Below are 15,445 nucleotides of genomic sequence, written 5' to 3' on the forward strand. Positions count from 1 at the left end.
CCCCCCCCCCCCCCCCCCCCCCCCCCCCCCCCCCCCCCCCCCCCCCCCCCCCCCCCCCCCCCCCCCCCCCCCCCCCCCCCCCCCCCCCCCCCCCCCCCCCCCCTTTTCACGCCGAAGACGGCATACGCGATTTCCTGTACGGTCTCGTGGGCTCGGAGATGTGTATAAGAGACAGCCCGGCGCGCGTCGCCGGCCCGGCGCAGCCAGGCACGCGCCGCCAGGCCGCCCATGCTGTGGCACAGCAGCACCGGCGGCCGGCCGGTGGCGGCCGCGACGCGGGCGACGGCGGCCTCGACCTGCGGCACGTAGTCATCGATCGACTCGGCGAACACCGGCTCCAGGTCGATCGCCACGCAGGGCACGCCGCGCTGCCGCAGGCGCAGCAGCCAGGGCGTCCAGAAGCCGCGGTTGCACACCAGCCCATGCAGCAGCACCACGCCCTGGCGCCCCTGGGCGCTGCCGTCGGCGGGCAGGAAGTCCGGCACCGCGCCGGCGCGCAATGGCTGGCGCCAGCAGAACACGCGCAGCGCCATCACCACCTCCAGCGCCCAGGCCCGCAGCACCTGGCCGGCGCGCGGCGCGGGCGCCGGGTCGCGCCGGTTGGCCACGGCCATGGCGATGCACTCCAGCCCCAGTAGCAGCGAATGCCCGAGCGGCAGCAAGGCCACGCCCAGCAGCGCCAGCACCGGCGAGCGTCCCCACCAGGCCAGCGCCCAGGCACAGGCCGCCAGTACGAGGCCGAGAAGAATGCGTTGTTGCAGGCGGGCGAGCATGGGGCGCGATGTGGAGTGGGAGCGAACATCCTCGCACAGCGGAACTGTCGGCCCTAGGTAAATCCCCAGGGTGGCCCACCCGCGCCGCCTCCCAGAATCAACGCACAAGGAGATCGCTGCATGGACCATCGCCCCTGGCTCGCCCACTATCCCGAAGGCGTCGCGCACACCGTGGACCCGGACCGCTACGCCTCGCTGCCGCAGTTGCTGGAGGAGGCCTTCAAGGCCTACGCCGAGCGGCCGTTCTCGGTATGCATGGACCGCTGGATGAGCTACGGCGAACTGGACCGCCATTCGGCCGCGCTCGGCGCCTGGCTGCAGTCGCTGGGGCTGGAGCGCGGCGCGCGCGTGGCCGTCATGCTGCCCAACGTGCCGCAGTTCGCGGTGGCGATGGCCGCGGTGCTGCGCGCGGGCTACACCTGCGTCAACGTCAATCCGCTGTACACGGCGCGCGAGCTGCGCCACCAGTTGAGCGACTCGGGCGCCAGCGCCATCGTCATCCTGGAGAACTTCGCCCACACGCTGGCCGAGGTGGTGGAGCAGACCGGCGTGCGCCACGTGGCGGTGACCGCCATGGGCGACCTGCTCGGCGGCAGCTACGGCGCCTGGATCACCTTTGCCGTGCGCCACCTGAAGAAGATGGTGCCGCCCTACCAGCTGCCCATCACCAACGGCCGCAGCGTCACGCCCTGGCGCGAGGCGCTGCAGGCGGGGGCCGGCCGCACGCTGGCGCCGCACGGCACCTCGCTCGACGACGCAGCCTTCCTGCAGTACACCGGCGGCACCACCGGGCTGTCCAAGGGCGCGGAGCTGACCCAGCGCAACATCGTCGCCGCGGTGCTGCAGGCAGAAGCCTGGTTCGCGCCCGCGCTCGACAGGGTCGGCGATCCTGCCAAGGTCAACAGCATCGCGGCGCTGCCGCTCTACCACATCTTCGCGCTCACGCTGTGCCTGCTGGCGATCCGCCAGGGCTCGCACCTGACCCTGATCCCCAACCCGCGCGACATCGGCAAGTTCGTGGCGGTGCTCAAGAAGCGCCCGTTCCACCTGCTGCCCGCGGTCAACACGCTGTTCAACGCGCTGCTGCAGCACCCGGATTTCAAGACCATCGACTTCAAGCCCCTGGCCTGCACCCAGGCCGGCGGCATGGCCGCCTCCGAAGGCACGGCGCGCGCCTGGCAGGAGCTGACCTGCTGCACCATGGTCGAGGGCTGGGGCATGAGCGAGACCTGCGCCATCGGCACCAACAACCCGGTCACCGCCACCCGCTTCAGCGGCACCATCGGCCTGCCGCTGCCGGGCATCGACATCGCCATCAAGGACGACGAGGGCCGCAGCCTGCCCGCGGGCAGCGCCGGAGAGCTGTGCATCCGCGGCCCCAACGTGATGCGCGGCTACTGGAACCAGCCCGAGGAAACCGCCCAGGCCTTCACGGCGGACGGCTTCATGCGCACCGGCGACATCGCCGTGATGGACGAGCAGGGCTCGACCCGCATCGTCGACCGCAAGAAGGACATGATCCTGGTCAGCGGCTTCAACGTCTATCCGAACGAGCTGGAAAACGTCATCTCGCTGTGCCCCGGCGTGCTCGAGTGCGCGGCCGTCGGCGTGGCCGACGAGAAGCAGGGCGAGGCGATCAAGGTCTTCGTCGTGCGCAAGGACCAGAGCCTGTCCGAGGACGACGTGCTGCGCTTCTGCCAGGAGCGGCTGACCGGCTACAAGCGCCCGCGCAGCATCGAGTTCCGCGATTCGCTGCCCAAGACCAACGTCGGCAAGATCCTGCGGCGCGAACTGCGCCATGCCTGACGCCCGCCGCCTGCGGCCCGACGGAGCCGGTGCCGCGGATGTCTTGGGGTGTGACTGAAGACGGTCATTGATTGCTACTATTTTGATAGCTAATAGCCAAGATAAAACCTGGGCTTCAGCCACTTTTCATGCATAAACTCCCACCCGGCGTGCAGGTCCTGGAACGCGGCTGGCTGTCCGCCAACGGCATCGTGTTCGCCAGCGGCGACGGCCCCACGGCGCTGGTGGACAGCGGCTACTGCAGCCACGCGGAGCAGACGCTGGCCCTGGTGCACGGCGCGCTGGGCGGCCGGCCGCTGGACCTGCTGGTCAACACCCACCTGCACAGCGACCACTGCGGCGGCAACGCCGCGCTGCAGCGGCGCTACCCGGCCCTGCGCACCCTGGTGCCGCCGGGCGACGCGCAGGCCGTGCGCGACTGGGACGAGCAGGCACTGAGCTACGCCGCCACCGGCCAGGCGTGCCCGCGCTTTCGCTGCGACGGCGTGCTGCCGCCGGGCGGCAGGATCGCGCTGGGCGGCCGGCCGTGGCAGATCCACGCCGCGCCGGGGCACGACCCGCATGCGGTGCTGCTGTTCGAGCCGCAGTCGCGCGTGCTGCTCTCGGCCGACGCGCTGTGGCAGACCGGCTTCGGCGTGGTGTTCCCCGAGCTGGAGGGCGAACACGCCTTCGCCGAGGTGGCCGCGACGCTGGACCTGATCGAATCGCTCGCCCCCGCCCTCGTGGTGCCGGGCCACGGCCCGGTGTTCACCGACGCCGACGCCGCCCTGGCCGCCGCGCGCCGGCGGCTCGACGGCTTCGTGCGCGACCCGCTACGGCATGCCACGCACGCGGCCAAGGTGCTGCTGAAGTTCAAGCTGCTGGAATGGCAGCGGGTCGCGCTGAGCGACCTGCGCGCCTGGGTCGCCCACACGCCCTACTTCACCACGCTGCACGCCACGCACTTTGCCGCCGCGGGCGATCTCCAGCCCTGGGCCGACGCCCTGGTGGACGAGCTGGTGCGCGCAGGCGCGGCGCAACGGGCGGGGGACGAACTGCTGAATCGATAGCGAACCGCCCGCGGCGCCACGATCCGCGGGCGGGGGAAACAGCTCCGGCACCGCGCCGCATCCCGCGTGAGCAGTTGCAGGCCATGCACCAGCGCGTGGGCGCCGATGTAGAAGTCCGGCATGGGCGAAGTCCTGGCGCCCTGCGCACCGCGGTACGCCTTCAACGCCTGGCCCGCCACAAGCGCCGCGCCCCACGGCACGGCCAGCGGAGGGCCGGCGAGGGCGCGCTGGCCCTACGGCAAGTCCTTGCTCGGATCGGCCGTGCCCGCATCGCGCGGGCCCACCGTGCCCAGGCGCGCCTTGAGCGACTGCGGCTGGCCGCTCAGGATGGCGGCGTAGGTGGTGGTGTTGGCCAGCACCTTCTTCACGTAGTCGCGCGTCTCGCCAAAGGGAATGTTCTCGGCCCAGATGGCGGCGTCGAGCACCGGGCCGTTGCGCCAGACGCGCGGGCGGCCGGGGCCGGCGTTGTAGGCGGCGGCGGCCAGCGGCATGGAGTCCTGGAAGTCGTCCAGCGCCAGCTTGAGGTAGGCGGTGCCGATGGCGATGTTGGTGTCGCGCTCGTTGATCTGCTCGGGCCGGAAGCCGTCGATGCCGATCTTGCGGGCGGTCCAGCGCGCGGTGGCGGGCATGACCTGCATCAGGCCCGATGCGCCGACGCCCGAGCGCGCGTCCATGATGAAGCGGCTCTCCTGGCGGATCAGGCCGTAGACGTAGGCCGGGTCGATGCCGATGGCGCGGCTGCGCTGCACCACCTGGGCCTGGTGCGGCATGGGAAAGCGCTGCGCCACGTCGAAGACGGTCCTGGTGCGCTCGCTGGTGTTGATGCAGCGGTCCCAGACCTCGTTCTGGCAGGCCAGCTCGGCCGCGGCCAGCAGTTCGCGCTCGCCCATGCCGCCGGCCAGGTGCAGGTTGGTGGCGTAGTTCCATTCGCGCACGCCTTCGCTGCGCAGCCCGATCTGGATCGCATACAGGCCGCGCGCCAGCGAGGGATTGGCGCGCACGGCTTCGCGCTCCTCGGGCGTGGGCGGCGGCGGCCGCTGCGGCAGCACGATGCGCTGGCCCAGCTCCTCCAGCGCCAGTTGCTCGTAGAAACCGCGCGGGCTGGCGATGCTTTCGAACAGGCGCTGGGCCTCGGCGCGCTGCGCCTCGGAAGGCCGTCCGCGCACGCGCGCGGAGGCCGGCTCGGCCGCGGCCTCGGCCGGCACGGGTGTGGCCACGGGCGCCGGCTCCAGCGGGCCGCCGCCCAGCAGCGCCCTGGCGCGCCAGTAGATCCAGGTGCTGTCGTTGCGCAGCGGCGCGTCCATGGCGGCGGTGGCGGCCAGCACCTCGCGCCAGTTGCCTGCGCGCAGCGCGGCGCGGGCCTTCCAGGCGAGCATGTCGTCGGTCAGATCGGCGTCCTTGCTGACCTTGGCGTAGTACTCCAGCGCCATGGGCGACAGCCGCGTGGCGGCCTGCCGGCCGATGGCGCCCCAGACCCAGTTGCGCTCCTCGGCCGTGATCTGCACGCCCCACTTGCCTTCCAGTTGCGCGGCGGCGGTGTCCGGGTCGGTGCTGCCCATCTTCAGCAGGGCCAGCGCGACCAGTTCCTTGCGCGTGGCGCCGCTGGCGGTGGCCTTGGCGAGCAGGAAGCGCATCGGGTTGTCGTTGATCTGCGTGACCAGGCTGGAGGCCTCGGGCGCCACGATCTCCACCGCGCTGCGCGCCACGCGCGGCCGATTGGCATCCATGGCCAGGCGCGCCTTGCGCCAGACGTCGGCGGCGGTGAGCTGGCGCGCGCTGTACAGCTCGGAGGCGGCCAGCGTGCAGCCGTCGTCGGCATCGCGCAGGCCCCACCAGTTGCGGCGCAGCTCGTCGAGCTGCTCGGGCGCCAGCGGCGCGCCGCTGCGCAGGGTGCCCACCAGCAGCGCGTAGCAGCGCACCTCGCGGTCGTCGTTCATGCGGAACTGCGGATACAGCTCGGCAAAGCGCGACCAGTCGCGGCGCTGGCCGAGCAGGCGCAGCCAGTCGTTGCGCAGGCGGTCTTCCTGGTAGCTGCCGGCCCAGCGCGCCAGGAAGGCGTCCACCTCGGCCGGCTGCGCCACGTCCAGCCGCGCGCGCAGTTCCCAGTAGGCGGCCCAGGGCTCCAGCGCATGGCCGCGCGCCAGCGGCAGCAGTTGCGCCAGCCGGTCGCGGTCGCCGCGGCGGAAGGCCTGGCTCATCTGCAGCAGCACCTCGTCGGTGCGCGGCAGGGGCAGCGGCTGGGCCTGCGCCGCAGCGCCGCCCGCCAGCAGCAGGCAGCCCAGCAGGGCAGATGTCAGAATCTTCGGGAATTTCATCGAGGGAATTATGGACAAACCCACTGTTCGCCGCGCTTTGATACAAGAACGACTGAACCTGCCGGACCGGCTGCAGCGCGCCGACCAGTTGCAGCGGGTCATGCGGATCTGGCTCCTGGGCCGCCCGGACGCCGTGATTGGCGCCTACTGGCCGATCAAGGGCGAGTTCGATCCCCTGCCGGCCCTGCACCGCTGGAAGGAAGACGGCGAACTGCAGGGCGAGCCGCAGCGCCGGCGCATCGGCCTGCCGGTGGTGGACAAGGTGGCGGGCACCCTCACTTTCCACGTCTGGTACCCCGGCTGCCCGATGGAGGAAGACGCCTACGGCATCCCCAAGCCCAAGAACACCGAGGTGGTCGTGCCCACCCTGCTGTTCGTGCCCTGCGTGGGCTACGGCGCGGGCGGCTACCGGCTGGGCTACGGCGGCGGCTTCTATGACCGCACGCTTGCCGCGCTCGACCCCAGGCCCTTCACCGTGGGCCTGGGCTTCGGCCAGGGCTTCCTGCCCGACTTCGAGCCCGAGGCGCACGACATGCCGCTGGATGCGATCCTCAACGACAATGGCGTGGTCTGGCCGGTGTAGATGGAGTCCCGCGGTTTTGACCTTTACGCGCGGCCGATGATGGCCGGCGCCATGGAGATCTGAGATGCTCACCCTCGTCATCGGCAACAAGAACTACTCGTCCTGGTCCATGCGCCCGTGGGTGCTGATGCGCCAGGCCGGCATCGCCTTCGAGGAACGCCTGGTGCGCTTCGACTCCTTCGCGCCGGAGTCGCGCTTCAAGCAGACGCTGCAGGGCCTGGGCGCGGCGGGCAAGGTGCCGGTGCTGCTGGACGGGCCGCTGGCGGTCTGGGATTCCCTGGCCATTGCCGAGACCCTGGCCGAGCGCTTTCCCGACAAGCGCCTGTGGCCCGCCGACCCCGCCCTGCGCGCCCGCGCCCGCAGCGTGGTGTGCGAGATGCACACCGGCTTTGCCGCCCTGCGCGGCCACTGCCCCATGAACATCGAGGCGCGCCTGCCCGAGGTCGGCGCCCTGCTCTGGCGCGACCAGCCGGCCCTGCGCGCCGACGTGGCGCACCTGGTGGACACCTGGGCCGCGCTGCTCGACGCCCACGGCGGCCCGCTGCTGTTTGGCGACTTCTCCATCGCCGACGCCTTCTTCGCCCCGGTCTGCATGCGCCTGATCACCTACGCGCTGCCGCTGCCCGCGCCCATCCGCGCCTACGTCGAGCGCGTGGCCGCCCTGCCCGGCGTGGCGGCATGGATCGCCGACGCGCTGGCGGAAAAGGACTTCCTCGACTTCGAGGAGCCCTACCGGCTGCGGCCGTGAGCGGGCACGGCGCCATACAGGTCTACAAGGTCGGCGGCGCGGTGCGCGACGCCCTGCTCGGGCTGCCGGTGCAGGACATCGACTGGGTCGTCGTCGGCGCCACGCCCGAGGCCATGGCCGCGCAGGGCTACCTGCCGGTCGGCCGTGACTTCCCGGTCTTCCTGCACCCGCGGACGCGCGAGGAGTACGCGCTGGCGCGCACCGAGCGCAAGACCGCGCGCGGCTACCACGGCTTTGCCTTCCAGGCCACGCCCGAGGTCACGCTGGAGCAGGATCTGGCGCGGCGCGACCTGACCATCAACGCCATCGCCCAGCCCGCGGGCGAAAGCGGGCTGGACGGCCTGATCGACCCCTACGGCGGACGGCGCGACCTGGCCGCGCGCGTGCTGCGCCACGTCACCGGCGCCTTCCGCGAGGACCCGGTGCGCATCCTGCGGCTGGCGCGCTTTGCGGCGCGCTTTTCCGACTTCAGCGTCGCCCCCGAGACCGAGGCGCTGATGCGCCAGATGGTGGCAGGCGGCGAGGTCGATGCCCTGGTGCCCGAGCGCGTCTGGCAGGAGCTGAGCCGCGGCCTGATGGAGCCGCGGCCCTCGCGCATGCTCGACGTGCTGCGCGCCTGCGGCGCACTGGCGCGGCTGCTGCCCGAGGTGGACCGGCTCTGGGGCGTGCCCCAGCGCGCCGATTACCATCCCGAGATCGACACCGGCGTGCACCTGGGTCTGGTGCTGGACATGTCCGCGCGCCTGCAGGCGCCCCTGTCCGTGCGCTTCGCCTGCCTGTGCCATGACCTGGGCAAGGGCACCACGCCGCCCGAGGTGCTGCCGCGCCACATCGGCCACGAACAGCGCAGCGCGCAGTTGCTGCGCGGCCTGTGCGAGCGCCTGCGCGTGCCCACCGAATGCCGTGAACTGGCCGACATCGTCGCGCGCGAGCACGGCAACATCCACCGCAGCCAGGAGTTCAACGCCGCCGCGCTGGTGCGCCTGCTCGATCGCTGCGACGCCTGGCGCCGGCCGCAGCGCTTTGCCGACGCGCTGCTGGCCTGTGAATGCGATGCGCGCGGGCGCGGCGGCCTGCAAGAGGCAAGCTACCCGCAACGGCCGCGCCTGCTGGCCGCGCTGCAGGCGGCGCAGGCGGTGGACACGGCCGCCGTCGCGGCTGCGGCAGCCGGCAACGGCGCGCGCGGGCCACAGATCGGCGAGCGCATCCTGGCGGCGCGGGTGGCGGCGGTGGCGGGCATGGGCCACTGAGCTGCATTCGGCTCTTTTCCTGCCCCTCCTCCGCTGGGGGAGGGCTGGGCTGGGTGCCGGCTGCCCGGCTGTTGACGGCGCGCCTGCTTTCTTGGCGAAGCGAAGAACAGGCAGGTCGCCCGACGGGGCGAGCCCCGGCCGCCACATCCAGCAAAACAGAAATGCTATTAAATATATAGCAAATAACCCAGAAACCACATGGGCTGCAGCCACTTTTAGCTAAGAATTCACCTGAAAACGCTCACCGCCTCCACCAGCCGCGTGGTCTGCTGCTTCAGGCTCGCCGAGGCGGCCGCCGTCTGCTGGACCAGCGCCGCGTTCTTCTGGGTGATGTCGTCCAGGTGGTTCACGGCCCGGTCCACCTGCGCGATGTCGTCGCTCTGCTCGGCGGTGGCGGTGCTGATCTCGGCGATCAGGTCGGACACGCGCTTCACGCGGGCGACGATCTCGTCCATGGTCCTGCCGGCGTCGTCGACCAGGCGCGAGCCCGAGACCACCTTGTCCACGCTGGCGGTGATCAGGCCCTTGATTTCCTTGGCCGCCTCGGCGCTGCGCAGGGCCAGGCTGCGCACCTCGCCCGCGACCACGGCGAAGCCGCGGCCCTGCTCGCCCGCGCGCGCGGCCTCGACCGCGGCATTGAGGGCGAGGATGTTGGTCTGGAAAGTGATGGCGTCGATGACGCCGATGATGTCGGCGATCTTCCTGGAACTGTGGGTGATCTCGCTCATGGTGGCGACCACCTCCGACATGGCCCTGCCGCCCATGGAGGCGGCCTCGGTGGCGGAGCTGGAGAGCTGGTTGGCCTGGGTGGCGATCTCGGCGTTGCTGGCGACGGTGGCGGTCATCTGGCTCATGGACGAGCCGGTCTGCTGCACGCTGCTGGCGGCCTGCTCGGTGCGCTCGCTGATGTGGTTGTTGCTGCTGGCGATCTCGTTGACGGCGGTCTGCACGGTGAGCACCTGCTCGCTCACGTCGTGGATCAGCCAGCGGAACATCAGGCCCAACTGGCTGACGGTGCGCAGCGCCATGCCGATCTCGTCCACCCGCCCCATGTGCACCGCCTTCTGGCTTTCGCCGGAGGCCACGCGCAGCGCCTGGTCACGCACCTCTTCCAGCGGGCGCGCGATCTGCAGTTCCAGCCACCAGGAGGCGAGAATGGACGTGCTCACGGCCAGGCAGGCGAAGCCGGCGAGCGTGGCGCCGGTCAGCCCGAGGAGCCAGGCGCCGCACAGCTTGATCGGCAGCAGGGCCATGAAGGCGGTGCGGATGCGAATGCGCACCGGCATGGTCCGCAGCAGCGAGGTCCAGCCCATGGGGCCGGTGCGCACGACCAGCCCCTTGTAGAAGCGCAGACCGGCGGCCTTGCCCTCGCGCATGCGGGCGTACAGGGCCTCGGCCTCGGCGATCTCCGCGCGCGAGGGTCTGGTGCACACCGACATGTAGCCCACCTGCCGCCCGTTGCGCACCACCGGCGTCGCATTGGCGCGCACCCAGTAGTGGTCGCCGTTCTTGCGCCGGTTCTTCACCAGCCCGGTCCAGGGCTCGCCGCCCTTCAGGGTGGCCCACATGTCGGCGAAGGCCTCGGCCGGCATGTCGGGGTGGCGCACGATGTTGTGCGGCTCGCCCCGAAGCTCTTCATGGGTGAAGCCGCTGACTTCGACGAACGCGGCGTTGGCGTAGGTCACGTAGCTCTGCGTGTCGGTGGTCGACATCAGGGTGGCGTCGTCCGGGAACTCATATTCACGCTGGGTGACGGGTTCGTTGATGCGCACGTTCAACTCCTGCGGAAGGATGTGGAACGTCGCATGATCGCCATGGCGGTACGCGCTGCAATTACAGCGGATGACAGCCGCGCGCCGCGAGCGGGCGGCCCGCTACCCCTCCCAGCGCCCGGCGATGTTCTTCAGCAGCATGCCAACCGCCGCCAGGCGGCGGTTGCGCACGCCCAGCAGCGCGCTCTCGGCGTTGAGGGCGCTGGCCTGGGCGGTGATCACGTTGAGGTAGCTCACGGTGCCGGCGAAGTACTGGTTCTGGGTGATCTCCAGCGCGCGGCGCGCGGCGGCCAGCGCCTGGGCCTGCACCACCTGCTCGCGCTCCAGGTTGGTGGCGATGACCAGGTTGTCTTCCACTTCCTGCAGCGCGGTGAGCACGGTCTGGCGGTAGGTGGCCACGGCCTGGTCGGTGGCGGCGCGGGCGGACTCGACCGCCGCGCGGCGCGCGCCGCCGTCGAACAGCGAGACCGCCAGCGCCGGCCCCACCGACCAGAACAGGTTGGGCGCGCTCACCAGGTCGGACAGGCTGGTGCTGCGGTAGCCGGCGCTGGCCGACAGCGTGAGCGCCGGGAAGAAGGCCGCGCGCGCCACGCCGATCTGGGCATTGGCGGCGGCCACGCGGCGCTCGGCCGCGGCGATGTCGGGGCGGCGCTGCAGCAGGGTGGAGGGCAGTTGCTGCGGCACCGGCGGCGGCTCGGGCAGTTGCGCGCTGCGCGGCAGCGAGAAGGCCGCGGGCGCCTGGCCCACCAGCGCGGCCAGGGCGTGCTCGAGCTGCGCGCGGCTGGTGTCGGACTCGATCAGCTGCGCCTCGGCGGACTTGAGCTGCGACTCGGCCTGGGCCACGTCGGCGGCCGAGGCCACGCCGGCGTCATAGCGATTGCGCGTCAGATCGAGCGACTTGCGGTAGGCGGCCAGGGTGTCGTTCAGCAGCTGCGACTGGGCGTCTGCGGTGCGCAGCGAGAAATAGGTCTGCGCCAGCGTCGCCTGGGTGGACAGGCGCAGCGCGGCCAGATCGTCGGCGCTGGCCAGGGCATTGGCCCGGGCCGCGTCCACCGCGCCGGAGAGGCGGCCCCACAGATCCAACTCCCAACTGGCGCTGGCGCCCAGGGTGTTCAGGGTGCGCGGCCTGCCGCCGGTACTGCCGACCGGGTTGCCGGACGCATCGACCGTACCCGAGCTGCTGCTGCCGCTGACGCTGCGCGTGGCGCCGAAGTTGCCGTTGAGCGTGGGCAGCTGCGCCGCCTGGCTGCTGGCCACCGCGGCCTGCGCCGCGCGCAGCCGGGCCACGCTCTGCAGCACGTTCTGGTTGCCGGCCGCGGCCTGCCGCTGCAACTGGTCGAGCACCGGGTCGTTGAACAGCGTCCACCAGGCGTCGGGCACGGCGGCCGCCTGCGGCTCGGCCGGCTGCCACACCGCCGCGCCGGGCACGCCCTCCTTGTAGGCGGCGGGAACGTCCAGCCCCGGGCGCACGTAGGGCGGCGCGCTGTTGCAGGCCGCCAGCAGGCTGAGCGCGGCGAGCAGGGACAGGCGCAGGGCGCGGCGGGCATGCGGCAGGCGGTCAGGCGGCATCGGGGAGTTCCTTGAGCGGCAGGGCGGCGCGGCGCGCGCGCGGGCGCAGGCGCAGGGAGCGCAGCCGGTCGAGCGCGACGTAGACCACCGGCGTGGTGTAGAGCGTGAGCAGCTGGCTGCCGATCAGGCCGCCGACCACGGCAATGCCCAGCGGCTGGCGCAGTTCGGCGCCGTCGCCGGTGCCCAGCGCCAGCGGCAGCGCGCCGAAGATCGCGGCCACGGTGGTCATCAGGATCGGCCGCACGCGCAGCTGGCAGGCGCGGTAGATCGCCTGCGCCGCGCTGACCGGGTGGGCGCGCTGCCGCGCCACGGCGAAGTCGATCATCATGATCGCGTTCTTCTTGACGATGCCGATCAGCAGGATCACGCCGATCATGGCGATCAGCGAGAACTCGGTCTTGAACAGCAACAGCGCCAGCAGCGCGCCGACGCCGGCCGAGGGCAGCGTGGAGAGGATGGTGAGCGGGTGCACCAGATCTTCGTAGAGGATGCCCAGCACCAGGTAGATGGTCACCAGCGCGGCCAGGATCAGCACCGGCTGGCTCGACAGCGCATCCTTGAAGGCGCCGGCCGTGCCGCTGAAGCTGCCGCGGATGGACACCGGCACGCCCAGCTCGGCCACGGCGTTGTTCACCGCCGCGGTGGCGTCCGACAGCGACACGCCGGGCGGCAGGTTGAAGCTGACGGTGGTGGCCGGCGTGCCGCTCTGGTGGTTGACCGACAGCGGCGTGTTGGCGAGTTCCATGCGGGCGAAGGCCGACAGCGGCACCTGCGCGCCGGTGCTGGAGACGAAGAAGAACTTGCGCAGCGACTCCGGGCTCTGCAGGTAGGCCGGCGCGGCCTCCATCACCACGCGGTACTGGTTCAGCGGGTTGTAGATCACGCCCACCTGGCGCTGGCCGAAGGCATCGCCTAGGGTGGCGTCGATGGCGCTCATGGACAGGCCGAGCCGCGCGGCGGCGTCGCGGTCGATCACCAGCGAGGTCTGCAGGCCGTTGTCCTGCTGGTCGCTGTTGACGTCTTCCAGCTCGGGCAGCGCGGCCAGCGCCTGGCGGATGCGCGGCTCCCAGGTGCGCAGCTCGGCGTTGTCGTCGGCCTGCAGCGTGTACTCGTAGGAGGCATTGGACTGCCGCCCGCCGATGCGGATGTCGCGCTGCGGGCTCATGAACAGGGTGGCGCCGGGCTCGTTCTGCAGCCGCTTGCGCAGGCGCTCGATCACCTCGGCCGAGGACGCATCGCGCTGGCCGAGCGGCTTGAGCGACATGAACATGAACGCCACGTTGCGCTGCCCGCCGCCGGTGAAGCCGGTCACGTAGTCCACCGCCGGATCGGCCTGGACGACGGCCAGGAAGCGCTGCAGCCGCTGCTGCATGGCCTGGAACGAGGTGGCCTGGTCGGCGCGGATGAAGCCGATCACGCGGCCGGTGTCCTGGTCGGGCAGGAAGCCCTTCTCGATGGCGCCGTAGAGGTACACGTTGAGCCCCACCACCGCCGCCAGCGCCAGCAGCGCCACCGGCTGGTGCCGCAGCACCCAGGCCAGCGACTGCCGGTAGCCGCGGCGCAGGCCGCGCTGCGCGCGCGCGGACCACCGCGCCAGCCGCGAGGGCGCGCGGCCGTCCTCGCGGCGCGGCCTGAGCAGGGTGGCGCACATCATCGGCGTGGTCGTGAGCGAGACCACCATGGACACCAGGATGGCGGCGGACATGACCACCGCGAACTCGCGGAAGAAGCGCCCGACGATGCCGCCCATGAGCAGGATCGGGATGAACACCGCGATCAGCGACAGGCTCATGGACACCACGGTGAAGCCGATCTCGCGCGCGCCGTCGAGCGAGGCCTGCAGCGCACTCTTGCCGCGCTCCATGTGGCGCGAAATGTTCTCCAGCACCACGATGGCGTCGTCCACGACGAAGCCGGTGGCCACCGTCAGCGCCATGAGCGAGAGGTTGTCCAGCGTGTAGCCGGCCAGGTACATGACGCCGAAGGTGCCGGCCAGCGACACCGGCACCGCCACGCTCGGAATCAGCGCGGCGCGGGCGTTGCGCAGGAACAGGAACACCACCAGGATCACCAGCGCCACCGCGATCGCCAGCGCGCGCTCGACCTCGCGCAGCGAGGCGCGCAGCGTGGGCGTGCGGTCGGAGACGACGTCCAGGTCGATCGCCGCCGGGATCGAGGCCTTGAGCCGCGGCAGCATCGCGCGCACCCGCTCCGTCGCCTCCAGGATGTTGGCGCCGGGCTCCTTGAAGATCTGCAGCAGGATGGCCGGCTTGCCGTTGGCCACGCCGTAGTTGCGCACGTCCTGCACCGAGTCGATCACCTCGGCCACGTCCTGCAGCCGCACCGCGTTGCCGTTCTTGTAGGACAGCACCAGCGGCGCGTACTCGGCCGCGGTGCGCGCCTGGTCGTTGGCGCCGATCTGCCAGTAGCGCCCGTCGCGCTCCACCGCGCCGAGCGGCCGGTTGGCGTTGGCCGAGGTCACCACCGAGCGCACCGTCTCCAGCGCGATACCGTTGGCGGCCAGCCGGTTCGGGTCCAGCTCGATGCGCACCGCCGGCAGCGCGCCGCCGCCGATCGTCACCTGCCCCACGCCCTCGACCTGCGCCAGGCTCTGCGCCAGCACGGTGGAGGCGGCGTCGTACATCTGCCCGCGCGTGAGCGTGGCGGAGGTCAGCGACAGGATCAGGATCGGCGAATCGGCCGGGTTGACCTTGCGGTAGGTCGGGTTGCCGGGCATGCCGGTGGGCAGCAGCGTGCGCGCCGCGTTGATGGCCGCCTGCACGTCGCGCGCGGCGCCGTTGATCTCGCGGTCCAGGTCGAACTGCAGCACCACCCGGGTATTGCCCAGCGTGGAAGTGGAGGTGATCTCGTTCACCCCGGCGATCGCCCCCAGCGCCCGCTCCAGCGGCGTGGCCACCGTGGCGGCCATGGTGTCGGGGCTGGCGCCCGGCAGGCTGGCGGAGACCGAGATGGTCGGGTAGTCCACCTGCGGCAGCGGCGCCACCGGCAGCAGGAAGAAGGCGATCACGCCGGCGATCGCCAGGCCCAGGGTCAGGAGGCTGGTGGCGATCGGGCGGTGGATGAAGGGGGTGGAGGGGCTCATGGAGCGGGCCAACCCGGCCTTCTAGCCGAAACTGGATTTTGCTGCTCTTGCTGAGGGCAGGAGCCGGGAGTTCGCCCCGGCTGGCGACCCCACGTGCTGCGTCCCCTGCGCTGCGCTCCGGGGCAACCTGCGGTGCTCGCGGCAGGCGGGGTCTCGCCCAAACTCGCTTCGCTCAAACAAGGGCGAGCCCTGATCCGCCTGCCTCTGCGCTCCTCGGCGCATCCCGAGGGGACCCGGGGATAGCCACACGGGCCGTCGCTGCGCTCGGCCCCTTTCCTGCTCCCTCCACCGCTCGACGCGAGCGGCGCAGGGAAGCCCGAAAGGTCCATGACTGCGGCTCGCCTTTTCTTTGGTTCCTTTCTTTTGGCGACGCAAAAGAAAGGAACTCGCCCGCCGGGGCGAGTCCCGGCCTCCGAACCCGGCACAACGGAAGAACTATCAAATAGATAGCTAGAAGCCCAGATAAAACCTGGGCTA

At 71.5% G+C, this 15,445-nt stretch carries 10 protein-coding genes; 5 read left to right on the top strand and 5 right to left on the bottom strand.

The annotated features are described in order from the left end of the window. The coding region (locus tag JHD63_RS07550; protein ID WP_198970138.1) for an esterase/lipase family protein at positions 1 to 773 on the bottom strand (773 nt) is incomplete at its 3' end. Between the two features lie 120 nt (positions 774 to 893). On the opposite strand from JHD63_RS07550, the gene JHD63_RS07555 reads away from it, so the two are divergent. Together JHD63_RS07555 and JHD63_RS07560 are read left to right on the top strand one after the other, a co-directional pair. Beyond that, complete coding sequence (locus JHD63_RS07555) at positions 894 to 2,579, top strand: AMP-binding protein (protein ID WP_198970139.1); 1,686 nt, start codon at positions 894 to 896, stop codon at positions 2,577 to 2,579. Positions 2,580 to 2,707: 128 nt separating this feature from the next. Then, positions 2,708 to 3,628 (top strand): MBL fold metallo-hydrolase, encoded by a 921-nt coding sequence (locus tag JHD63_RS07560; protein WP_198970140.1) that lies wholly within the window; start codon positions 2,708 to 2,710, stop codon positions 3,626 to 3,628. A 233-nt stretch (positions 3,629 to 3,861) separates the two neighbouring features. Here JHD63_RS07560 and JHD63_RS07565 read toward each other — a convergent pair whose 3' ends face one another. Further along, complete coding sequence (locus tag JHD63_RS07565) at positions 3,862 to 5,943, bottom strand: lytic transglycosylase domain-containing protein (protein ID WP_198970141.1); 2,082 nt, start codon at positions 5,941 to 5,943, stop codon at positions 3,862 to 3,864. A gap of 10 nt (positions 5,944 to 5,953) precedes the next feature. Between JHD63_RS07565 and JHD63_RS07570 the strand changes: the two genes are divergently transcribed. The 3 genes from JHD63_RS07570 to JHD63_RS07580 all read left to right on the top strand — a co-directional run bounded on the left by JHD63_RS07570 (position 5,954) and on the right by JHD63_RS07580 (position 8,524). Next, positions 5,954 to 6,526, top strand: coding sequence for a 5-formyltetrahydrofolate cyclo-ligase (locus JHD63_RS07570; protein WP_198970142.1), 573 nt, complete (start codon positions 5,954 to 5,956; stop codon positions 6,524 to 6,526). Between the two features lie 64 nt (positions 6,527 to 6,590). Then, a complete protein-coding gene (locus JHD63_RS07575; protein WP_198970143.1) occupies positions 6,591 to 7,274 on the top strand; it encodes a glutathione S-transferase family protein in 684 nt (227 codons plus the stop codon). Between the two features lie 14 nt (positions 7,275 to 7,288). Then, on the top strand, positions 7,289 to 8,524 hold the full coding sequence (locus JHD63_RS07580; protein ID WP_198970168.1) for a multifunctional CCA addition/repair protein: 1,236 nt from the start codon (positions 7,289 to 7,291) through the stop codon (positions 8,522 to 8,524). A gap of 227 nt (positions 8,525 to 8,751) precedes the next feature. On the opposite strand, the gene JHD63_RS07585 is transcribed toward JHD63_RS07580, so the two are convergent. The 3 genes from JHD63_RS07585 to JHD63_RS07595 all read right to left on the bottom strand — a co-directional run bounded on the left by JHD63_RS07585 (position 8,752) and on the right by JHD63_RS07595 (position 14,968). Then, the gene (locus tag JHD63_RS07585) at positions 8,752 to 10,296 is read right to left on the bottom strand and encodes a methyl-accepting chemotaxis protein (RefSeq protein ID WP_370590418.1); all 1,545 of its coding nucleotides are present in this window, start codon (positions 10,294 to 10,296) and stop codon (positions 8,752 to 8,754) included. Positions 10,297 to 10,398: 102 nt separating this feature from the next. Next, positions 10,399 to 11,865: an efflux transporter outer membrane subunit gene (locus JHD63_RS07590; RefSeq protein WP_198970144.1), complete on the bottom strand. Its 1,467-nt coding sequence runs from the start codon at positions 11,863 to 11,865 to the stop codon at positions 10,399 to 10,401. Continuing rightward, positions 11,855 to 14,968, bottom strand: a complete 3,114-nt coding sequence (locus tag JHD63_RS07595; RefSeq protein WP_198970145.1) for a multidrug efflux RND transporter permease subunit — start codon at positions 14,966 to 14,968, stop codon at positions 11,855 to 11,857. Before JHD63_RS07595 ends, JHD63_RS07590 begins: the two co-directional genes overlap by 11 nt. Positions 14,969 to 15,445: the final 477 nt, after the last annotated feature.

Source organism: Xylophilus sp. ASV27, assembly GCF_016428875.1.
Classification (GTDB): Bacteria; Pseudomonadota; Gammaproteobacteria; order Burkholderiales; family Burkholderiaceae_C; genus Xylophilus.

What these genes read in the sequence shown, in the direction of transcription:
- JHD63_RS07560 (WP_198970140.1), top strand. Translation starts at nt 2,708, where the DNA reads ATGCATAAACTCCCACCCGGCGTGCAGGTCCTGGAACGCGGCTGGCTG.
- JHD63_RS07595 (WP_198970145.1), bottom strand. Translation starts at nt 14,968, where the DNA reads ATGAGCCCCTCCACCCCCTTCATCCACCGCCCGATCGCCACCAGCCTC.
- JHD63_RS07570 (WP_198970142.1), top strand. Translation starts at nt 5,954, where the DNA reads ATGGACAAACCCACTGTTCGCCGCGCTTTGATACAAGAACGACTGAAC.
- JHD63_RS07575 (WP_198970143.1), top strand. Translation starts at nt 6,591, where the DNA reads ATGCTCACCCTCGTCATCGGCAACAAGAACTACTCGTCCTGGTCCATG.
- JHD63_RS07565 (WP_198970141.1), bottom strand. Translation starts at nt 5,943, where the DNA reads ATGAAATTCCCGAAGATTCTGACATCTGCCCTGCTGGGCTGCCTGCTG.
- JHD63_RS07555 (WP_198970139.1), top strand. Translation starts at nt 894, where the DNA reads ATGGACCATCGCCCCTGGCTCGCCCACTATCCCGAAGGCGTCGCGCAC.
- JHD63_RS07590 (WP_198970144.1), bottom strand. Translation starts at nt 11,865, where the DNA reads ATGCCGCCTGACCGCCTGCCGCATGCCCGCCGCGCCCTGCGCCTGTCC.